20 protein-coding genes are annotated in these 22,073 nt (G+C 46.0%); 16 read left to right on the forward strand and 4 right to left on the reverse strand.

Features of this window, described 5'->3' with window-relative positions:
* Positions 1 to 30 precede the first annotated feature (30 nt).
* On the reverse strand, positions 31 to 396 hold the full coding sequence (gene queD, locus H0913_RS13795; RefSeq protein ID WP_154602357.1) for a 6-carboxytetrahydropterin synthase QueD: 366 nt from the start codon (positions 394 to 396) through the stop codon (positions 31 to 33).
* 265 nt (positions 397 to 661) lie between these two features.
* Here queD and cysJ point away from each other — a divergent pair, with 265 nt between their 5' ends.
* The 15 genes from cysJ to rpoS all read left to right on the forward strand — a co-directional run bounded on the left by cysJ (position 662) and on the right by rpoS (position 16,154).
* Positions 662 to 2,482, forward strand: coding sequence for an NADPH-dependent assimilatory sulfite reductase flavoprotein subunit (cysJ, locus tag H0913_RS13800; RefSeq protein WP_181477441.1), 1,821 nt, complete (start codon positions 662 to 664; stop codon positions 2,480 to 2,482).
* Positions 2,482 to 4,227 carry an assimilatory sulfite reductase (NADPH) hemoprotein subunit gene (gene cysI / locus H0913_RS13805; protein ID WP_154602359.1) on the forward strand — a complete coding sequence of 582 codons (1,746 nt, stop codon included), beginning with the start codon at positions 2,482 to 2,484 and terminating at the stop codon, positions 4,225 to 4,227. Before cysJ ends, cysI begins: the two co-directional genes overlap by 1 nt.
* Positions 4,224 to 4,958 carry a phosphoadenylyl-sulfate reductase gene (locus H0913_RS13810; RefSeq protein WP_181477442.1) on the forward strand — a complete coding sequence of 245 codons (735 nt, stop codon included), beginning with the start codon at positions 4,224 to 4,226 and terminating at the stop codon, positions 4,956 to 4,958. The genes cysI and H0913_RS13810 overlap by 4 nt, the downstream gene beginning before the upstream one ends.
* A gap of 303 nt (positions 4,959 to 5,261) precedes the next feature.
* Positions 5,262 to 6,674, forward strand: coding sequence for a siroheme synthase CysG (gene cysG, locus H0913_RS13815; protein ID WP_181477443.1), 1,413 nt, complete (start codon positions 5,262 to 5,264; stop codon positions 6,672 to 6,674).
* Positions 6,675 to 6,688: 14 nt separating this feature from the next.
* Complete coding sequence (gene cysD / locus H0913_RS13820; protein ID WP_036955774.1) at positions 6,689 to 7,597, forward strand: sulfate adenylyltransferase subunit CysD; 909 nt, start codon at positions 6,689 to 6,691, stop codon at positions 7,595 to 7,597.
* A 24-nt stretch (positions 7,598 to 7,621) separates the two neighbouring features.
* Positions 7,622 to 9,064 (forward strand): sulfate adenylyltransferase subunit CysN, encoded by a 1,443-nt coding sequence (cysN, locus tag H0913_RS13825; protein WP_154638862.1) that lies wholly within the window; start codon positions 7,622 to 7,624, stop codon positions 9,062 to 9,064.
* A gap of 4 nt (positions 9,065 to 9,068) precedes the next feature.
* Positions 9,069 to 9,692: an adenylyl-sulfate kinase gene (gene cysC / locus H0913_RS13830; RefSeq protein ID WP_181477444.1), complete on the forward strand. Its 624-nt coding sequence runs from the start codon at positions 9,069 to 9,071 to the stop codon at positions 9,690 to 9,692.
* Between the two features lie 159 nt (positions 9,693 to 9,851).
* The gene (ftsB, locus tag H0913_RS13835) at positions 9,852 to 10,148 is read left to right on the forward strand and encodes a cell division protein FtsB (protein WP_036955764.1); all 297 of its coding nucleotides are present in this window, start codon (positions 9,852 to 9,854) and stop codon (positions 10,146 to 10,148) included.
* A gap of 60 nt (positions 10,149 to 10,208) precedes the next feature.
* Positions 10,209 to 10,937, forward strand: coding sequence for a 2-C-methyl-D-erythritol 4-phosphate cytidylyltransferase (gene ispD / locus H0913_RS13840; RefSeq protein ID WP_154602364.1), 729 nt, complete (start codon positions 10,209 to 10,211; stop codon positions 10,935 to 10,937).
* A gap of 9 nt (positions 10,938 to 10,946) precedes the next feature.
* On the forward strand, positions 10,947 to 11,459 hold the full coding sequence (gene ispF / locus H0913_RS13845; RefSeq protein ID WP_108478380.1) for a 2-C-methyl-D-erythritol 2,4-cyclodiphosphate synthase: 513 nt from the start codon (positions 10,947 to 10,949) through the stop codon (positions 11,457 to 11,459).
* Positions 11,425 to 12,474, forward strand: a complete 1,050-nt coding sequence (gene truD / locus H0913_RS13850) for a tRNA pseudouridine(13) synthase TruD (RefSeq protein ID WP_154638860.1) — start codon at positions 11,425 to 11,427, stop codon at positions 12,472 to 12,474. The genes ispF and truD overlap by 35 nt, the downstream gene beginning before the upstream one ends.
* Entirely contained in the window at positions 12,452 to 13,213 is a 762-nt protein-coding gene (gene surE / locus H0913_RS13855; RefSeq protein ID WP_154602366.1) for a 5'/3'-nucleotidase SurE, read from the forward strand. Before truD ends, surE begins: the two co-directional genes overlap by 23 nt.
* Positions 13,210 to 13,836 carry a protein-L-isoaspartate(D-aspartate) O-methyltransferase gene (locus H0913_RS13860; RefSeq protein WP_006659377.1) on the forward strand — a complete coding sequence of 209 codons (627 nt, stop codon included), beginning with the start codon at positions 13,210 to 13,212 and terminating at the stop codon, positions 13,834 to 13,836. Before surE ends, H0913_RS13860 begins: the two co-directional genes overlap by 4 nt.
* A 215-nt stretch (positions 13,837 to 14,051) precedes the next feature.
* On the forward strand, positions 14,052 to 15,116 hold the full coding sequence (nlpD, locus tag H0913_RS13865; protein ID WP_154602367.1) for a murein hydrolase activator NlpD: 1,065 nt from the start codon (positions 14,052 to 14,054) through the stop codon (positions 15,114 to 15,116).
* Between the two features lie 51 nt (positions 15,117 to 15,167).
* Positions 15,168 to 16,154, forward strand: a complete 987-nt coding sequence (rpoS, locus tag H0913_RS13870; protein ID WP_154602368.1) for an RNA polymerase sigma factor RpoS — start codon at positions 15,168 to 15,170, stop codon at positions 16,152 to 16,154.
* Positions 16,155 to 16,225: 71 nt separating this feature from the next.
* Here rpoS and miaE read toward each other — a convergent pair whose 3' ends face one another.
* Both miaE and mutS read right to left on the reverse strand, forming a co-directional pair.
* Positions 16,226 to 16,990 carry a tRNA isopentenyl-2-thiomethyl-A-37 hydroxylase MiaE gene (gene miaE / locus H0913_RS13875; protein WP_154638858.1) on the reverse strand — a complete coding sequence of 255 codons (765 nt, stop codon included), beginning with the start codon at positions 16,988 to 16,990 and terminating at the stop codon, positions 16,226 to 16,228.
* A 1-nt stretch (position 16,991) separates the two neighbouring features.
* Complete coding sequence (gene mutS, locus H0913_RS13880) at positions 16,992 to 19,559, reverse strand: DNA mismatch repair protein MutS (protein WP_181477445.1); 2,568 nt, start codon at positions 19,557 to 19,559, stop codon at positions 16,992 to 16,994.
* Between the two features lie 409 nt (positions 19,560 to 19,968).
* Here mutS and rlmF point away from each other — a divergent pair, with 409 nt between their 5' ends.
* On the forward strand, positions 19,969 to 20,934 hold the full coding sequence (gene rlmF / locus H0913_RS13885; RefSeq protein ID WP_181477446.1) for a 23S rRNA (adenine(1618)-N(6))-methyltransferase RlmF: 966 nt from the start codon (positions 19,969 to 19,971) through the stop codon (positions 20,932 to 20,934).
* A 152-nt stretch (positions 20,935 to 21,086) separates the two neighbouring features.
* Here rlmF and H0913_RS13890 read toward each other — a convergent pair whose 3' ends face one another.
* Entirely contained in the window at positions 21,087 to 21,992 is a 906-nt protein-coding gene (locus tag H0913_RS13890; protein ID WP_181477447.1) for a LysR family transcriptional regulator, read from the reverse strand.
* Positions 21,993 to 22,073: the final 81 nt, after the last annotated feature.

Genomic DNA, 22,073 nt, shown 5'->3' on the forward strand with positions numbered 1-22,073 from the left:
TGATAACTTACAGCTCAGCATCTCTTTGGCTTAGGCTTCTCCGCGATACACACAGCCTGCATTGCAGGTTTCTTTAACCGTAATGGCGCTTAATAGTGGTAATAGTGGCTTGGTTTGCTGCCAAATCCAGCGAGCAAGTACTTCACTGGTTGGGTTTTCTAACCCTTCAATTTCATTTAAATAATGATGGTCTAGACGCTCATAGATAGGTTTAAAGGCGCTTTTCACATCAGCAAAATCTATGATCCATCCCGTATGCGCATCAATTTCACCCGTGATTTCTAAGCGCACCATGAAAGAGTGCCCATGCAGGCGACCACATTTATGCCCCTCAGGGACATGAGGAAGGCGGTGGGCTGCTTCAAAGTGAAAATCTTTGTAGATGGTTGTGCTCATAAATTTCTCCTTACTAATGTTTAGTAGCGTATTCTACTGTTATTTTTACTCAAAATGTCGTTATTTATCGATTTCTGGCTAATCTTTTTATTCGATATTCATCATCGAATATTTTCTTTAGGATTTTTAGCTATTAGTTATGGCTATAGTTTCTTATCTTCCTAGTTATGGCTGTTATAACCTTTATCTTCATTTGGGATAGAGAATGGCATAAATAACGTTTTATTGACTATTCAATGATGGATCACGTTGGAGTGACAAAATAATGCAAAACAAGCAACCTCCATTATCAGCATTACCGATTTCGACGGAGCAATTAGGGCGCTTACAAACCGCAGTGGGGGATTATTCATCCCATCAATTAGCTTGGCTATCTGGCTATTTGTGGGGCATGGTAAATCAAAACAGTACGCTGAGCGAGCCTGTGGCTGCAAGCCATTCATCTGCAAGCAATGCGCCTCAAGAAACCGTGACCATTATTTCAGCCTCCCAAACGGGTAATGCCCGCCGTTTAGCTGAGCAGCTTCGAGAAAAACTACTGAGTGAGAAAATCAGTGCCAATTTAGTCAATGCTGGCGATTATAAGTTTAAGCAGATCAACCAAGAGAAAGTGGTGATCGTCGTGGCATCCACCCAAGGTGAAGGGGAGCCAGCCGAAGAGGCAGTTGCATTACATAAATATTTGAATTCGAAGAAAGCGCCTGATCTCTCAACCGCCCATTATGCGGTTTTTGCGCTTGGCGATTCTTCTTATGAGCATTTTTGCCAAGCCGGAAAAGATTTCGATAGCCAGTTTGCGAAGCTGGGGGCGAGTGCGTTGCTTCCTCGGGTCGATGCGGATGTTGAATACCAAGCATTGGCAGACGAGTGGGTAAGCTCTTTGACGCAGATTTTAAAAGCGCGAGTTCCCGCTCAAACGGATAGCCAGCTCATCAATACCCAATCAGGCAGTGTGAATCAGCTCGATTCTTCCCCTTACAGTAAAACAGCGCCATTAACCGCCTCGCTATTGAGTAATCAAAAGATAACAGGCCGCGGTTCCGACAAAGATGTGCGCCATATTGAGATTGACTTGGGGGATTCCGGTCTACGCTATCAGCCAGGTGATGCGCTGGGCGTGTGGTTTGATAATGACCCCGCGTTAGTGGATGAGCTGATTAGCCTGCTATGGCTACAGGGGGATGAGGACGTATTTATTGGTCAACAGCGCCATTCGCTGCGTGATGCGTTAACTTACCAATTAGAACTAACCCAAAACACCCATTTGATCGTCGAAAAGTATGCGCAGCTATCTAAAGATGACAATTTATTAGGTTTGATCAGCGATAAGCCCGCCATTATGCAATATGCGCAAACCACGCCGATCGTCGATATGGTTCGCCAAGCGGCAGCTCAGCCAAGTGCGCAAGAATTTGTGGATTTACTGCGTCCATTGACCCCGCGCTTGTACTCCATTTCCTCTTCACAAGCGGAGGCCGCTGATGAAGTGCATGCCACTGTTGGGGTTGTTCGTTATGAAATAGATGGTCGTCCAAGAACAGGGGGGGCTTCTGGGTTTTTAGCGGATCGTCTCAATGAAGGTGACGAACTGCGGGTGTTTATTGAACATAATGATAATTTCCGCTTACCCGCGGACTCAAATACGCCCGTGATTATGATTGGTCCGGGTACGGGTATTGCCCCATTCCGCGCTTTCTTACAACAACGAGATAACGATGGTAGCGAAGGTAAAAACTGGCTGTTTTTCGGCAATCCGCACTTTGTTGACGATTTTTTATATCAAGTCGAATGGCAGCGTTATGTCAAAGACGGTTTGCTGACCCATATTTCATTAGCGTGGTCGCGGGATCAGGCTGAAAAAGTGTATGTGCAAGACAAATTGCGCGAACAAGGTAGCGAAGTGTGGGACTGGATCCAGCAAGGCGCACATATTTATGTGTGTGGGGATGCAAATCGGATGGCGAAAGATGTGGAACAAGCATTATTGGATGTCATCAGCGAGCACGGGCACATGGATGAAGAGCAAGCGGATGACTTTTTAAGTGAGCTGCGTGTGATGCGCCGTTACCAGAGGGACGTTTATTAATGAGCAATGAACATCAAAAAGCTGCACCTCAGCCAGCCTTAGTGGTTGAAGGGAAGCTCGCTGACAGCGAGCGGATGAAGCAGCAAAGTAACTATTTACGAGGCACTATCAAAGACGACCTCAAAAATGGCTTAACGGGCGGTTTTGACGGAGACAACTTCTTGCTGATCCGTTTTCACGGCATGTATCAGCAAGATGACAGAGACATTCGCGCAGAGCGAGCTGAGCAGAAGCTGGAACCGCGTCATGCCATGATGCTGCGTTGCCGCTTACCGGGGGGGATTATTACCCCGAAACAGTGGCTCGATATTGATAAATTTGCCTCTGAGCACACGCTGTATGGCAGTATTCGCATCACCAACCGTCAAACATTCCAGTTTCACGGTATTCTCAAAGGGGATGTGAAGCCGGCGCACCAAATGCTCAGCCATGTGGGGCTGGATGCGTTAGCTACCGCCAATGACGTAAACCGTAACGTACTGTGTACTTCTAACCCCGTGCAGTCTGAACTGCATCAGCAAGCCTATGAATGGGCGAAAAAAATCTCTGAGCATTTGCTACCTCGCACCAGTGCGTATGCTGAGATTTGGTTGGATAAAGAAAAGATTGTGACCACCGATGAAGAACCGATTTTAGGGCAAACCTATCTTCCTCGGAAATTTAAAACCACGGTGGTGATCCCGCCATTGAATGATGTGGATCTCCATGCCAATGATATGAACTTTGTGGCGATTGCTGAAAAAGGGCAATTGATCGGTTTCAACGTGCTGGTGGGCGGCGGTTTAGCGATGACCCACGGCGATACCAATACATTCCCACGCCTTGCCAGTGAATTTGGTTTTATTCCCTTAGATAAAACCTTGGCAATTGCTGAAGCGATTGTCACTACGCAGCGGGATTGGGGAAACCGAACGGATCGTAAAAATGCCAAAACCAAATATACCCTTGAGCGCGTTGGGATTGAGGTGTTTAAGGCGGAAGTGGAAAAACGTGCCGGCGTGCAGTTTGAGGCTATTCGTCCTTACCAATTTACGGAGCGTGGCGATCAAATTGGCTGGCTTAAGGGAATTGATAACCGCTGGCATTTAACCTTGTTTGTGGAGAATGGGCGCTTAATCGACTTAGCGGATAAACCGTTAAAAACTGGCGTCGCCGAAATCGCTAAAATCCATAAAGGGGATTTTCGCCTGACGGCCAATCAGAACTTAATTGTGGCGGGGATTGCGGAAGAAGACAAAGAGACAATAGAGAAAATTGCCATTGAGCACGGATTGATGAGCGGTGAAGTGACGCGCCAGCGTGAAAACTCGATGGCGTGTGTCTCTTTCCCAACCTGTCCGCTAGCGATGGCGGAAGCGGAGCGCTTTTTGCCGGAGTTCGTCACGCAAGTTGAAAACATCATGGCGGCGCATCACGTGGCGGATGAACATATTGTTTTACGGGTTACGGGCTGCCCAAATGGCTGTGGTCGCGCGATGCTGGCGGAAGTGGGATTGGTGGGTAAAGCCCTCGACCGTTATAACTTGCATTTAGGTGGAAACCGCATCGGTACGCGTATTCCTCGAATGTATAAGGAAAATATCAGCAGCACAGAAATTTTAGCCATCATGGATGAGCTGATTGGTCGCTGGGCAGTTGAGCGTCAACCGAATGAAGGTTTTGGTGATTACCTGATCCGCGCTAACGTTGTGAAGCCGGTACTCAACTCAGCTATCGATTTTTACGAGGTTAAGGAGGCGGTATGAGCCGACTTCAATTAGCGCAAGTTCATCCGTTAGATAAACAGGCTCAAGTCGCTTATTTAGCGGAATTCAATGCGCAACTTGAAGAGATGACCGCGCTAGCCCGCATTGAGTGGGCGGTTGAACATCTTCCTGCTGAATTCGTGTTGTCATCAAGCTTTGGCATCCAAGGTGCTTTGGCGCTGCACTTAGTCACGCAAGTGGTGCCAAATATTCCTGTGATTCTGACGGATACGGGTTATCTGTTTCCCGAAACGTATCAGTTTATTGAGAAGCTTACTGAACGCCTGAATTTAAACTTGAAAGTGTACCGAGCGGCGACGAGCCCTGCATGGCAAGAAGCCATTCATGGGCAGTTGTGGACTCAAGGGATTGAGGGCATAGAGCGTTATAACCAATTGAACAAAGTGGAGCCGATGGCGAGGGCGCTGCATGAACTGCAGGCGCAAAGCTGGTTTTCAGGATTAAGGCGGGAACAATCGGCGAGCCGTTCTGAGTTACCCGTACTGAGTCTTGGGCGCGGGATCTTTAAAATTCTGCCGGTGATTGATTGGAATAATAAAGATGTTTATCAGTATCTGACCAAACATAATTTACCCTACCATCCATTATGGGAAAAAGGGTATTTATCAGTAGGGGATACCCATACCAGCCGTCCGTGGGAGCCGGGAATGAGCGAAGAACAGACCCGTTTCTTTGGCTTAAAGCGAGAATGTGGGCTGCATGAAAATTAATGCTTTTTAAGAAAACTACAGACTTCGTTTAAATAATTAATTACTTGCATTACTAATAAGTAGAAAGTTAATTTATTTGTTTTATAACAAAGGGATGCCTTTATCTAAAATAAGGGTGTCCCTTTATTGTTTATTTATACAAAATCGCGAGAGATAGGCTTAATTTACTGGGTTTTCCTCACTTTATTTAGCTTATGCCTTTCTGTTCCTATTCATGCTTTTTTGTCATTTCAAAGTGACCAATTCAGGCCATATAGTCAATTTCATTGCTCTTATAATTAAAATGTTGGATGGAAGCGATATATGGATTACTTACCCTTATTTGTGAGTGTGCAAGAAAGACAAGTTGTCTTGATTGGCGGCGGTGTGGTTGCGGCACGTAAAGCCGAATTATTATTGAAAGCCCATGCCTCGCTGGTGGTGATTTCCCCTGAACTTTGCGAAAGCTTACAGTTAGCTTATCAGCAAAAACAATTGCACTGGGTGCAGCAGCCTTATCAAGCTTATCACCTTGATGATGCTTACTTGGTGATTGCTGCCACGGATGACCAAGCGCTCAATGAGAAAGTTTTTCATGATGCGCAGCAGCGCCATATTTTTGTCAACGTGGTGGATGACCAACCCCTATGTTCCTTTATTGTGCCTTCGATTATCGATCGTTCTCCCATTATGGTGGCGATTTCATCGGGTGGAACCGCACCTGTCTTAGCCAAATTATTACGAGAAAAACTGGAAACCTTGTTGCCGACATCGCTGGGTAAAATGGCAGAGATTGCAGGGCGTTGGCGTGAGCGCGTTAAGCAGAATTTGACCAAGCTCAGTGAGCGTAAACGTTTTTGGGAGCTGAGTTTTAGCGGGCGTTTTGCCTCTTTGGTGGAAAGTGGGCTACTGGATGATGCCGAAAAGCAGCTGGAGCAACAGCTAGCGAAGCCGGATAACCAAGGGGAGCTGACCTTGGTGGGAGCAGGTCCGGGGGATGCGGGGCTGCTAACACTTAAAGGGCTGAGAGTACTGCAAAACGCGGATGTGGTGCTGTATGACCATTTGGTGAGCACGGAAATCCTTGACCTTGTTCGCCGTGATGCAGACAAAGTCTGTGTGGGTAAACGAGCAGGAAATCACAGCGTTTCCCAAGAGGAAACCAATCGGTTGATCGTCAACTATGCCCAGCAAGGCAAAAAGGTGGTGCGCTTAAAAGGCGGGGATCCGTTTATTTTTGGTCGTGGTGGTGAAGAGTTGCAAGTTGCTGCCGAGGCTAACATCCCTTTTCAAGTCGTACCCGGCATCACTGCTGCTATTGGTGCGGCGGCTTATGCGGGGATCCCGCTGACCCATAGAGAACACGCGCAGAGTATCACGTTTATTACCGGACATTGTCGACAAGAGGGGGCTGAGTTGGATTGGCAAGCATTAGCACGCGGTCATCAAACACTGGCTATCTACATGGGCACCGTGACAGCTGCCAATATTCGCCAGCAGCTTATTCAATATGGCCGTCATCGAGATACCCCCGTTGCGGTGATTGGCTGTGGGACTCGGCAAAATCAAAAAGTGATTGTGGGGGCTTTGCATGAATTGGAGTCATTGGCTCAGCAAGCGCCAGCCCCTGCATTAATCGTCATTGGTGAAGTGGCGGCATTACATCAACAGCTGGCGTGGTTTGGCCAGCAACCCGAAACCATCCAATGGCGCTCAGCCGTGCTGGAATTGGCTTAATCGAGGAGTAAATCGTGAACGAAAAAAAATTAACCCACTTACAGCAATTAGAAGCGGAAAGTATTCATATTATTCGTGAAGTGGCGGCGGAATTTGCGAATCCCGTGATGCTCTATTCCATTGGTAAGGACTCATCCGTGATGCTGCATTTGGCTCGAAAAGCGTTCTATCCTGGCACGATCCCTTTCCCGTTGCTGCATGTGGATACTGGATGGAAATTTCGTGAAATGTACCAGTTCCGTGATGAGACGGCGAAAAAATACGGTTTTGAATTATTGATCCACCGAAATCCTGAAGGGGAGCGTCTCGGCATCAACCCGTTTGTTCATGGTAGCGCAAAACATACCGACATCATGAAAACCGAGGGATTAAAGCAGGCGTTAGATAAATATGGTTTTGATGCTGCGTTCGGTGGGGCTCGGCGTGATGAAGAAAAATCACGAGCAAAAGAACGAATTTATTCATTCCGTGACCGCTCTCACCGCTGGGATCCGAAAAACCAACGACCGGAGCTTTGGCACAATTACAACGGACAAATTAATAAAGGGGAAAGTATCCGCGTTTTCCCGCTATCCAATTGGACTGAACTGGATATTTGGCAATATATCTACTTGGAAAACATCGACATTGTCCCACTCTATTTTGCCGATGAACGCCCTGTGATTGAACGCGACGGCACCTTAATCATGGTGGACGATGGGCGCATAGAGCTAAAAGCGGGAGAGGTTATTGCCAAGAAAAAAGTACGATTTCGCACATTAGGCTGCTGGCCATTGACGGGAGCTGTGCCGTCGAATGCCAGCACGCTACCGGAAATTATCGAAGAGATGTTGCTATCCACCACCAGTGAACGCCAAGGGCGTTTGATTGATAGTGACCAATCCGCCTCTATGGAGCTGAAAAAGCGCCAAGGCTATTTTTAATTAATCGGTGAGGAGAGCAACATTATGGCTGAATTAGCGTATAACGACGCAATGGCGCATCAAATTCAACTGCAAGGTGGCGTGGAAGCTTACTTGCAGGCTCAGCAACATAAGGGATTATTGCGGTTTCTTACCTGCGGCAACGTGGATGATGGGAAAAGTACCTTGATTGGGCGCTTGCTGCATGACACTCAACAAATCTACCAAGATCAATTGTCCGTTTTACAAAGCGACAGTAAGCGAATTGGCACTCAAGGTGAGAAATTAGATCTGGCTTTGCTGGTGGATGGATTAGCAGCTGAACGTGAACAGGGGATCACCATCGATGTGGCATATCGCTATTTTTCGACGGAAAAACGCAAATTTATCATCGCGGATACACCTGGACATGAACAATATACCCGCAATATGGCGACAGGCGCATCAACGTGCTCGTTATCTATTCTGCTGATCGATGCTCGAAAAGGCATTCAAGAGCAAACGCGACGCCACAGTTTTATTAGTACGTTGCTGGGGATCCGCCACTTGATCGTCGCGGTGAATAAAATGGATCTGGTGGATTATAGTCAGTCAGTGTTTGAGAAAATACAGCAAGATTACCAGCAATTTGCTCAGCAACTTCCGCTCGATTTAAACGTCTGGTTTGTGCCGATTTCGGCACTGGATGGGGATAACATCGTCTCACCAAGCGAGAATTTACCGTGGTATCAAGGGGAAACGCTATTGTCGCTGTTGGAAACGGTGCAAGTGACTCAGACGGCCGCTGAGCAGCCATTGCGCTTCCCTGTGCAATATGTGAATCGCCCAAACTTAGATTTTCGCGGCTACAGTGGCACGGTGTCATCGGGGGTTGTACAGGTGGGGCAACGCGTGAAAGTGCTGCCTTCAGGGAGCGTTTCAACGATCAAAGAGATTGTGACATTTTCCGGTAACCCGACTTCAGCCATTGCGGGTGAGGCGATTACGATAGTACTGAACGATGAAATTGATATCAGTCGCGGCGATTTAATTGTCGCTGAAAACGAAGAGTTACTTGCTAGCCAGCATGCCTTAGTGGATGTGGTGTGGATGTCAGAACAGCCGCTGGTGCAAGGGCAACAAGTGGATATTAAAGTGGCAGGCAAGCGAAGCCGAGGCAAAGTTGAAAACATTCAATACCAAGTGGATGTGAATAACTTAACTCAGAAAGTGGCCACGGAACTGCCATTGAACGGCATCGGTTTGGTGGAGTTTTCATTCGATGAGCCATTACTACTGGAAAATTACCAAAGCAATGGTGATACCGGTGGGATGATTTTGATTGATAGGCTAACCAACGTGACGGTGGGGGCTGGGCTAGTTAGAGAGGCGCAGCCAGAAGAAACGGTACATCGTGGTGAGTTTAGCCAATTCGAAGTTGAGCTTAACCAACTGATCCGCCGCCATTTCCCGCACTGGGGTGCCCGGGATGTGTTAGGAGGGAAGTAACGTTATGGATACATTGGAAAATGGCCTGTCGGAGAATATTGTTTGGCATTCCCATAATGTGACTCGGCAATGGCGAGAGCAGCGTAATGGTCACAAAGGTGCGGTGCTGTGGTTGACGGGCTTATCGGGGTCGGGAAAGTCCACGTTGGCGGGGGTGATAGAGACACAATTGGCTAATTTGGGGATCAAAACCTATCTTCTTGATGGAGATAATGTTCGCCATGGATTGTGTCGTGACCTTGGGTTTAGTGATGCGGAGCGGCAGGAAAATATTCGACGGATTGGCGAAGTTGCCAAGTTAATGGTGGATGCGGGGCTGATTGTGGCTACAGCGTTTATTTCTCCTTATCAAGAAGATAGGCAGCGTGTACGTGAACTGTTTGAACCCGATCAGTTTTATGAGCTGTATGTGGATACGCCCATTGAGGTTTGTGAAAAGCGAGATCCCAAAGGGTTATATCAGCAAGCACGAGCAGGAAAAATTACCCATTTCACGGGGATTGATTCGCCTTATCAACCACCACAAAATCCAGAATTACACCTTGATGGTCTGCGCCCTATCCATGATTCTTTAGCGCAGGTGATTCAACTGCTGCAACAGCGAAATATCATTTCTATAGCAAATTGATTTTACTTAAATATCATCCTTTTCTACATTTATAGGGAATTGGATGATATTTAATCTCTTCTAGCGCGAACAATTCTGACTTTTTTAGACAATATTTGCATCGCAGTAGCGTCACGCGCTCAGTTATGGGATGATTAGCAAATCATTTCAGGGGGCAAGATGGGTAAATTAACGCTACTATTAATTGCGATATTAGCTTGGTTACAATATTCCTTATGGTTAGGCAAAAATGGCATCCATGACTATGTCAAAGTCAAGGATGATGTTGCTGCGCAGGAAATTGTGAATACGCGTTTAAAACAGCGTAATGAGCAGCTATTTGCAGAAATCAATGACTTGAATGATGGTCAGGATGCAATTGAAGAGCGCGCACGTAGCGAGCTAGGCATGTTAAAGCCTGGAGAATCATTCTATCGAATGGTCAAAGAGCGTAATAATCCACCGTCATCTCAATAATCATCGTGTAGGGCAGACCACACCCAAGAGCCTGATAATTTCTGATGTAAGATTCGAATCATGATAAATCCAAGAACATCCAGCGCAGTACCGATTGTTGCGCTGATCCCCGCTGCGGGAGTGGGCAGTCGTATGAATGCGGATTGCCCAAAGCAATATTTGTCGGTCGCAGGGAAAACTATTATTGAACACACCATTGACGCCTTATTGCGCAGTGGCGACGTACAAAAAATCGTGGTTGCATTAAGTGCCGAAGATGATTATTTCCATCACCTCGATATAGCCAAAGACCCTCGCGTCATCACGGTTATCGGGGGGAAAGAGCGTGCAGATTCAGTATTATCAGGATTAAACTATCTGGTTTCGCAACCTGAGTATGATGATGCTTGGGTATTGGTGCATGATGCGGCACGTCCGTGTCTGCATTTAGATGATTTAAATACTATCGTTCAGTTAGCCACTCAGAATGATTGTTGTGGGGGCATACTGGCGGCTCCGGTTCGGGATACGATGAAACGGGGCGTGGAGGGAACGCAAAGTATTTCCCATACTGTTGAGCGAGAAGCGCTCTGGCATGCCTTAACACCGCAGTTTTTCCCATTAGTATTACTACGTGACTGTTTAGATAAAGCATTGAAAGAAAATGCAGTAATCACGGATGAGGCTTCCGCACTTGAGCATTGCGGTTATCAACCGATATTAGTATCGGGACGAGCTGATAACCTTAAGGTGACGCGACCAGAGGACTTGGCGCTGGCGGAATTTTATCTTTCAAGAATGAAATCATAAGGAAAAAAAATGAGAATCGGACACGGTTTTGATGTGCATAAGTTTGGCGGAGAAGGCCCTATCGTTATTGGTGGCGTTCGCATTCCTTACGAACAAGGTCTTATCGCACATTCGGATGGTGATGTGGTCTTACACGCGCTGACAGACGCCATTTTAGGTGCTGCAGCACTTGGGGATATCGGAAAATTATTCCCAGATACTGACCCTGCTTATAAAGGCGCAGATAGCCGAGTATTACTCAGAGAAGCCTTTTGCCAAGTACGTAAAAAAGGTTATTTAATTGGCAATATCGACGTCACTATCATGGCGCAAGCACCAAAAATGTTGCCGCATATCCCACAAATGCGCGTGAATATAGCCGAAGATCTCGAATGCCACATGGACGACGTCAATGTGAAAGCAACCACCACAGAACAATTGGGTTTTGTGGGTCGAAAAGAAGGGATTGCTTGCGCTGCTGTGGTTTTACTTATCAAAGATAATAGTAATGAAAGTTATGAATGTTCAGTACCTGCATGGTAAACCTCTCTCTTCAGGGACATTAAAAAGTATTCCTGAAGATTTCGTGGTGAAAGAAGATTTGGGTTTTGAGCTTGATGGCGAAGGCGAACACGTTATGGTTCGCGTCGAAAAAACAGGCTGCAATACATTATTTGTTGCGGAACAACTGGCAAAGTTTGCTAAAATTTCAGCAAGAGCAGTCAGTTATGCGGGACTAAAAGACAGACATGCGGTGACAGAGCAGTGGTTCTGTCTGCAAATGCCGGGTAAAGACACGCCCGATTTTTCGGCTTGGCAGCTTGAAGGGTGCCGTGTGTTAGCGGTCACTCGCCAGAAACGCAAATTACGCATTGGTTCCTTAAAAGGGAATCAATTCGAAGTGATATTGCGGGATATTACGGACGCCGATGATGTAGAACAACGCCTACAAAAAGTGGCTGATTTAGGTGTTCCGAACTATTTTGGCGAACAACGTTTTGGTCGGGATGGGCAAAACTTGGTTCAAGCTCGCCGCTGGGCAAATCAAGAAATTACAGTACGTGAACGAAATAAACGCAGTTTTTATCTCTCTGCCGCGCGAAGTGCTATGTTTAATGATATCGCCAGTGCGCGAATTGCAAATCATACACAGCAACACGCAATGTTGGGGGATGCACTGCAATTAACCGGACGTGGTAGCTGGTTTGTGGCGACGGCAGAAGAGTTAGACTCTCTGCAAGCGCGTTTACAATCTGCTGAGCTAAGTGTGACAGCGCCGCTTCCTGGGGATGGCGATTTAGGCACTCAAGATGATGCCCTAGCTTTCGAGACTCACTGTTTACAAGATTATCAGCCATTTATGGCACTAATGAAAAGTGAGCGAGTTTCTCCAGCGAGACGAGCTGTACTGGTTAAGCCGCAAAATCTGCAATGGCAGTGGCTAGACTCGTCAACCGTGAAGCTGTGCTTTTTCCTGAATTCAGGCAGCTTTGCCACGAGTGTTGTACGCGAAATTATTAATCAGGATTGTATTGATGCTGAACATATTATTGAGTAACGATGATGGTGTATCGGCGCCGGGGATTCAAACTCTGGCAGCGGCATTGCGCCAACATTATCATGTGCAGGTGATTGCACCCGACCGCAACCGTAGTGGCGCTTCAAATGCATTAACCTTGGATAGACCATTAAAAATCCAAACATTAAGTAATGGTGATCTCGCTGTACAAGAAGGCACTCCAACGGATTGTGTGTATATCGGGGTGAATAAAGTTGTGCGTCCTCGCCCTGATATTGTGGTGTCTGGAATCAACTGTGGCCCAAATCTCGGGGACGATGTGATTTATTCTGGTACCGTTGCGGCGGCAACAGAAGGGCGTCACTTAGGTTTACCGTCTATTGCGGTTTCATTGGATGGTGATGTGCATTATGAAACGGCGGCCAAGGTAACGTGCGATATCCTCACAATGCTGCAAAAAAATCCATTGCGTGCGGGAAATATCTTGAATATCAATGTGCCAGATATTCCTTATGAGGAGCTAAAAGGAATTAAAGTTACCCGCTGTGGCAGCCGTCATGCGGCATCTGAGGTTTATAATCTAGAAGATCCTCGCGGTAATATGCTGTATTGGTTAGGGCCAGTTGGGGAAATTCGTGATGCAGGCCCGGGTACGGATTTTGAAGCGGTACAAAATGGCTATGTTTCGATAACGCCGTTACAAGTGGATTTAACGTCTTATAAAACTCAGGCTGTATTAGAAGAGTGGCTAGATAAGTCAGGAGTGAAGGCAAAATGAAAATTGGGCTCATGAAAGAACTGCTGGCACAATTGCGCCAACAGGGAATTCACGATGAGCGCCTATTAGACGCGCTCGCGCTAGTTCCTCGCGAACGGTTTGTTGACGAAGCGCTCTCTCATAAAGCCTACGATAATATCCCATTACCCATTGGTCATGGACAGACCATTTCGCAGCCGTATATTGTTGCAAAAATGACTGCATTATTGGCGGTCAAACCGACGGATCATGTGCTGGAGATTGGCACGGGATCTGGGTATCAAACGGCGGTTTTGGCTCATCTTTGTGAGCATGTGTATTCAGTCGAAAGAGTTAAAAGCTTGCAGTGGACGGCAAAACGTCGCTTTAAGTTGTTAGATTTACATAATATTTCTACTCGCCACGGTGATGGCTGGGAAGGCTGGCAATCGAAAGGCCCTTTTGATGGGATCATTGTTACCGCCGCACCTAGCGAAATTCCGTCATTGTTACTTAAGCAGTTAAAAGATGGTGGACGCCTCGTGCTCCCTGTCGGTGACAAAGATCAGGCTCTGAAATTAATTACCCGTCGCGGTAATGACTATCACACTAATGTGATTGAAAAAGTGCGTTTTGTCCCTCTTGTTGCTGGCGATTTGAGCTAATAACCCTTTAAGTTATTTTGAATTAATGGGTTATTTCGCTCAAACTGTTAAGTGATAATCTCAATTTGTTATACTTTTGATACATTTAACTTGTCCATTATTTTATATTTCTGCTTTAATAAGCGAAATATTTTAAGATACTAATATTCTATAAGCATTAATTGCATTCTAACTCTTTAGTATCAGGTCAGATTTTTCTTCACGGGAGAAGAAATATGAAAATTGTTAGCCCAATAAACAGAATTCGATGGGCGGTTATCTTTTCATTTAGCGGTGCTTTATTAGCAGGATGCTCAACGCCTTATCATCCCGCAGCACCGATTTCGAGTGTGAATGATGGAGGTTCATCTAGCCAACAATCCGCACCAAGAACGGTGCCGAATCCTCCGTCCAATACTGGAATGAGCACGGCGATGCCTTCAGACAGACCTAATTTGTCGTCTAATAGTTCGATGGGAAATAATGCCTCTAGACCTGTTTCAACCAGCAGCGATGGACGTATTGTTTATAACCGAGACTATGGCCGCATTTCTAAAGGAAGTTATAACGGAAATACCTACACCGTTCAGCGCGGTGATACTCTGTTCTATATCGCCTATATAACGGGTAATGATTTCCGTGAGTTAGCATCGAAAAACAATATTTCTGAACCATACAGCCTAGATGTAGGTCAGGTGATAAATATTGGTAATGCAAATGTGAGCTCGATCACACAAACTGCGTCAAATAGTCAACAGCGCCCGGTTGATATTCAACCAACTAATGGGTATCCTGAAAATAGTAGCGGGCAGAATTCAGGTAAGATGTTGCCGAATAACAAGAAACCAGCCTCAACGGTTTCAACGACAACAGCGAGCCCAACCACTACGACTGCAACAGCAACAACAGGAAGTAGCACCAATAATTCGTCAATTAAATGGCGTTGGCCAGCTGATGGGAAGATGATTGAAGGCTTCTCTGATGCGCAAGGCGGAAACAAAGGTGTTGATATTGCTGGTTCTCGCGGTCAATCTGTTATTGCAGCTGCTCCTGGTAAAGTCGTCTATGCCGGTAATGCACTGCGCGGATATGGAAATCTCATAATAATAAAACATAACGATGACTACTTAAGTGCCTACGCACATAACGATACGTTACTTGTGCGTGACCAACAGGATGTTGCTGAAGGTCAAAAAATAGCCACTATGGGTAGCACCGGAACAAGTTCTGTTCGTTTGCATTTTGAAATTCGTTATAAGGGAAAATCAGTAAACCCGTTGCGTTATTTACCGCAGCGATAAACTGGGCGGAGTGACACATTCCGTCCTCATTATCTTGGGTCGGAGTCACTGATGAGCCAAAGTTCGCTGAAAGTTAACGAGTTGTATAATGACCTCGATGAAAATGCGATGGATGAAGCATTTGATGAGAGTCAATTCAAAGAAGAGGATCTAGTTTCAGAACTGGATGAAGAAACGGAATTACTCCAAAGCGCGAGTCAACGTGTTTTGGACGCAACCCAAATTTATCTCAGTGAAATTGGATTCTCTCCACTCCTCACCGCAGAGGAAGAAGTTTTCTATGCTCGCAGAGCCCTTCGGGGAGATGTGGCATCGCGTCAGCGCATGATAGAAAGCAACCTTCGCTTAGTGGTAAAAATATCTCGCCGTTATAACAACCGAGGTCTTGCCTTACTCGATTTGATCGAAGAAGGAAATCTTGGGTTGATTCGTGCAGTTGAAAAGTTTGATCCCGAAAAAGGCTTCCGTTTTTCAACGTATGCGACTTGGTGGATCCGTCAAACGATTGAACGCGCTATCATGAATCAAACCCGAACAATCCGCCTACCGATTCATATCGTCAAAGAACTCAATATATACCTTCGTACAGCCCGTGAACTTGCTCAAAAGCTCGATCACGAGCCAAGTCCTGAAGAGATAGCTGAGCAATTAGATAAACCTGTTGAAGATGTTAGCCGAATGCTACGTTTAAATGAGCGCATTACATCGGTTGATACGCCTATTGCAGGGGATTCTGAGAAGTCACTGCTGGAAGTATTATCGGATGATAATGATTCAGGGCCTGAAAACACTATCCAAGATAACAACTTAAAAGAAAATATCGTTAAGTGGTTATATGAACTCAATCCGAAGCAACGTGAAGTTTTAGCGCGCCGTTTTGGTTTGTTGGGATATGAAGCGGAAACTCTGGAAGAGGTTGGGCGCGAAATTGGGCTCACTCGTGAAAGAGTTCGTCAAATTCAGGTAGAAGGTTTAAGACGTTTAAAAGATATTTTACAAGGCGAAGATTTAACGCTGGAAGCGTTATTCAATATGTAATCTGCCGTGTTAAAACACATGAAGCCCCTGTTGTCGTTGATAACAGGGGCTTTTCTTTTTAGTTGGTGGAGCTAATTAATCGGTACGCCGCTGTGGAACTTAAAGTCTTCGTCAGGCATTAAAATCAACTTAGCCTCAACTTCCCCATAAAAACGCACACGCTCAGTGATATCTGTTTTACTAATCAACTGAGCAAGTTGCAGATAATCCTGATAATGGCGCGCCTCTGAACGCAGTAATGAGGCATAAAAATTGGCAAGTTGCTCATCCAAGTGTGGCGCCAATTTAGCAAACCGCTCGCAAGAGCGCGCTTCAATATAAGCCCCAATGATGAGCTTATCTACCAAAGTTTTCGGATCATGAGGGTCTAAATGACTGAATAACCCTTTCGCGTAGCGACCTGCGGTGATCCCATCATACGCAATGTTCCGTTGATGCATAATTTCTAGTACTTGGTAAAAATGGTGCAATTCCTCTTTGATTAACAACACCATTTTATCAATCAAATCTTGGCTATATGGAGACTGTTTTTTCGCTAGGATCTGTTTTGAGATTTGGTTCTTATTTTTCAATGTGTGAACATCACCAATGCGATCATACGCAAAGGCTTCATAGGGTTTGAACCACTCTAATAAAATCGCCGCACTTTCTTTATCCACTGCATATTTGCGAATTAAAAACATGGCACTTTGCGCGGCTTTTAATTCACACAGCAGATGATCCTTCAAAATCGTTGGTAAATTTTCAGGTTGACTGGCTTTGTGGATCCACGCATCGGGCGTTTCACACTGCAAAAATTGTTTAATTGGCGCTAGTAATTCAGCGTACTCATCCATGCTACTTATCCATTTCCTTTAAACGATATAACCAATCAAGGGCTTGGCGTGGAGTTAGTTTGTCAGGGTCGATTTCCTCTAAAGCGGCTAATACTGGGGATGGTTCTTCTTCCACAGCCCCTAAGAAGCTCAGCTGAGCGCTATCCACATGACTCGCATTGGCATTATTGGAGATAACTTCTAGCTCTTTGAGTTTTTGCTTCGCGCGTTTGATCACTTCTTTTGGGACGCCAGCCAGTGAAGCAACGGCTAAACCGTAACTCTTGCTTGCCGCACCGTCTTGCACATTATGCATAAAGGCGATGGTATCACCGTGTTCAATCGCATCGAGGTGAATATTGACCGCACCTTCCAATTTTTCCGGTAAGGTGGTTAATTCAAAATAGTGAGTCGCAAATAAGGTCATCGCTTTGATGCGATTGACTAAGTTCTCTGCACATGCCCACGCTAAAGAAAGCCCATCATAGGTAGATGTACCGCGACCAATTTCATCCATCAACACTAAGCTGTGTTCAGTGGCATTATGCAGAATATTCGCAGTTTCAGTCATCTCTACCATGAAGGTTGATCGTCCTGAAGCGAGGTCATCAGAGGCTCCAACGCGCGTAAAAATACGGTCAATAGGCCCAATGACGGCTTTACTGGCTGGCACAAAACTCCCGATATAAGCCAGTAAGGTGATCAGGGCAGTTTGGCGCATATAGGTACTTTTACCGCCCATATTGGGGCCTGTAATGATCAGCAAGCGGCGTTGCGGAGAAAGAGACAGCGGGTTAGAAATAAAAGGCTCACTAAGCACTTGCTCGACAACTGGATGACGACCTTCCGTAATTTGAATACCGGGCTTGTCTGTTAATTGAGGACAGGCATAACCGAGGGTGTCTGCACGCTCTGCGAGGGTGGAGAGGACATCCAACTCAGCCAGCGCTTCGGCACTGGTTTGTAACGCAGCTAAATGCGGTAGCAGCATATCGAACAATTCATCATACAAGGCTTTTTCGATAGCGAGCGCTTTACCTTTTGATGTCAGTACTTTATCTTCATACTCTTTCAATTCAGGGATAATGTAGCGCTCCGCATTTTTCAGCGTTTGGCGACGAACATAATGAATTGGCGTGAGGTGGCTTTGTCCACGACTCACTTGAATGTAGTAACCATGTACCGCGTTATAGCCCACTTTTAGGGTATCGATACCCAGTTTTTCACGCTCACGAATTTCTAAGCGATCGAGGTAATCTGTTGCTCCGTCTGCCAATGCGCGCCATTCATCGAGTTCGCTGTTGTAGCCAGGGGCAATGACGCCGCCATCACGGACTAAAACTGGAGGTGCATCGACAATCGATTTTTCCAGTAGGGTTTGCAACTCATCGAATTGACCAATACGTTGCGTTAGTGCACCGAGGTAGCCGCAATCTGATTGCGCTAGAATTTGGTGAATATCATGATATTGCTGGAATGCATGGCGCATACGCGTTAAGTCGCGAGGGCGCGCTGAGCGTAATGCGAGACGAGCGAGCACTCGTTCTAAATCACCAATCTGGCGAAGGAATGGTTGTAGCTCAAAGCCGTATTGTTGCAGTGCACCAATGGCTTGCTGGCGGTTGTTCAACACGGTGAGGTTACGCAATGGGGTATGAAGCCAGCGTTTTAGCATACGGCTTCCCATTGGGGTGACACACTTGTCCAAAATCGCGGCAAGGGTATTTTCGGTGCCCCCAGCAAGGTTTTGGGTTAGCTCTAAATTTCGGCGAGTTGCAGCATCTAAAATTACATTATCTTGTTGTTTTTCCATGATAATGCTACGAATATGCGGCAGTGCAGTTCGCTGCGTATCTTTCACATATTGCAGCAAACAACCCGCAGCACGTAAGGCTTTATGCGCATTTTCAACGCCAAACCCGATTAAATCTTTGGTGCCAAATTGCAGGTTTAATTGCTGTTTTGCCGTGTCTAATTCATATTCCCATAATGGGCGACGGCGTAAGCCTTTATTCAGTTCAATCAATGACATGCTAGCGAAATCTTCAGGATAGAGTAATTCCGCTGGGCGGGTACGCTGAAGCTCGGCTTTTAATGACTCTTCATCATCAATTTCACTGATGATAAAACGACCTGATGCGATATCTAAGGTCGCAAAACCATAGCCTTGAGGCTCTTGCCATACCGCTGCCAGTAAGTTGTCTTGGCGTTCATTGAGTAAGGCTTCATCGGTGATGGTACCCGGTGTCACGATACGCACCACTTGGCGCTCAACAGGGCCTTTGCTGGTGGCAGGATCACCAATTTGCTCGCAAATGGCGACAGATTCTCCCATCTGTACCAATCGGGCTAAATAGTTTTCGGCTGCATGGTGAGGAACGCCCGCCATCGGGATAGGTTGACCCGCAGACTGACCACGCTTGGTGAGAGAAATATCCAGTAACTGAGAGGCTTTTTTAGCATCATCAAAGAACAGTTCGTAAAAATCCCCCATACGATAAAACAGCAAAATATCGGGATGTTGTGCTTTGAGTTTTAAGTACTGCTGCATCATCGGCGTATGGGATTCGAAACTTTGATTTTCTGTCATGTTTTTAACTTGTTGAATATTTGATGTATTTATGGGCTTTTGACTTTCGGCGTAAACGCTATTTTATCTTGTTGTTAGGGGGAATTCGCGGAAAGTTGAAAGGGCGTTTGCGACCCTCATAGTAGCCCAGTTAAGGGAAAACTTGTACTGCTAATAACGGGGAATTTACCTCAAAATCTCATTGAGTGAAGCGAGAGTTAAGTTAAAAGAGTTGAGAAAGTTACGCTAATAGGCCGAATGAAACCCCAGAGCTGAAAGAAGCTAAATAATATAAAGCGCAAGGTATTCCGGTATCAACTCTGAATGCAGGCTTAATACAGTTTCATCCCGAGCTGTTAGCTGCAACTTGAAAGCTCTAGGGTATATGGTATCGTACGCGCCAGAAATACCTTTAAGAGAGCCCGTCACGGTGGAAAAAAAGAAAACCTTCCCGCAGCAGAAAAGCGGCTTGCACCCGCGTAACCGTCATCGCTCGCGCTATGATTTCCCGGCGTTGATCGCCAGTTGCCCTGCACTGGAGCCGTTCGTCAAACCGAATGCCTGGGGCGACATCTCGGTAGATTTTGCCGATCCTACGGCGGTTAAAATGCTCAACCGTGCGTTGCTGCAACATTTTTATGGCATCGAACACTGGGACATTCCCGCCGGTTATCTGTGCCCTCCGATCCCTGGGCGTGCCGACTATTTACACCATCTGGCTGACCTGCTGGCGACCAGCAACGGCGGTGAGATCCCTCGTGGTAAAGGCGTGGCAATCCTTGATGTGGGCGTTGGTGCCAACTGTATTTATCCGATCATTGGCCTGCGTGAATACGGTTGGCGTTTTACTGGTTCGGAGGTTGAACCAGCATCGCTCAATGCGGCCAAAATGATCGTGGAGATGAATCCGACGCTGAGAAACAGCGTGCGTCTGCGTTTGCAAAAACAACCTGAATCTATTTTGAACGGTATCATCGGTGTGGCGGAGAAATTTGATGCCACAATGTGTAATCCTCCGTTCCATAGCTCTGAACAGGAAGCGCAAGCCAGCACCCGCCGCAAACTGCACAAGCTGGGTAAAGGCGAGGTAGCCGACACGCCGGTACAGAACTTTGGTGGAAAAAATAAAGAGCTATGGTGTGAAGGCGGTGAAGAAGCCTTTGTACGTAAAATGGTAGAGGAGAGCGTTAGCCTAGCGCAAAACTGCCTGTGGTTTACCTCGTTGATTTCTAAAAGCTCGACCCTGCCTTCGATTTATCATGCGTTGAAGCTGGTGGGTGCGGCCGAAGTCCGTACCATTGAAATGTCGCAGGGGCAAAAAATCAGTCGCTTCGTGGCCTGGACTTTCCACGACGCACAACAGCAGGTCGCCTGGGCGGCAGAACGCTGGCGTTAATTTCTCTGGTGTCGGTTATTTAACTGGCACCGATAAAATTTCGCATTTCTCTTTCAATTTCTGATGTTGCGTTATTCTCAACATATCTTCCTAAAACAAGCTTGTTTAACTTAAAGGGTCTATCAAGTCGGTGTCTATTCAGTTATAACTCATTATAATTGTTCATAATGATGAGGCATATTCAACATTTCCAGCGCTAACTCGATCCATGCCGTAGCCCGACGACTTGGATGGGATTCTTTCAAAGTTGCTAGAGCCAGCTCATAGGCTAGAACAGGCTCCGTCACTGGAATAATGGAAAGCCCCTCAATATGATTCTTTTTCCACATACTTTCAGGGAGTAAGGTGATACCAACTCCTGCGCGCACCATCGCCATCACAAGATCTAAATGCCCACTGCGTCCTGCAATAATTGGTTTTTTGCCATAGATCCCGCACGCACTAACAACTAGTTCATTAATTCGAAAGCTATCTTGAAAAAAGATAAATGGTTCATTCAGAAGTTCTGAAAACTTAACGTTATTTTGAGTGGCTAATGGGTGTTTTTCGTTCACGAGTAGCATCAATCGGTCAGTCGCAAATCGATATAAATTAAATCGTTGTTCATCAAATGGAGACATTACCGCTGCCGTTTCTACATCTCCTTTGAGCATGGCATTCATCATATGGTTTGAACTTAATTCAATGATCTGCAATTCGACTTGTGGATATTTCTGACTAAATGCCATGATGATATCGGCAAAATAGGTTGAGGCAATTACAGGGGGTAAACCGACCTTCAAGATCCCTGTGAGTGGGCCTGATTTGTCTTTTAATGCGTTATTAAGACTGTCGAATTGCGCCAGAATTTGCTGAGCATGGCGGAATAAAATCTCACCATCATCGGTCAGTTTCACGCCGTCGGTTTCGCGGATCAGTAAGGTTACTTCAAGCTCTTGTTCTAATTTTTGAATGCTGCGGCTTATTGCTGGCTGGGTGACGTATAATTTATCCGCTGCTCGGCTAAAGTTATTTTGTTGTACTACTTCGACAAAATAGCGTAATCCTCGAATGTCCATCGTGACCTCTATTACATTTTGTTATAGCGATAATGATTATAAATAATTTCCGTTAATGCAATATTAGGGCTAGTAATAATA

The sequence above is a fragment of the Providencia rettgeri genome (assembly GCF_013702265.1).
GTDB lineage: Bacteria > Pseudomonadota > Gammaproteobacteria > Enterobacterales > Enterobacteriaceae > Providencia > Providencia zhijiangensis.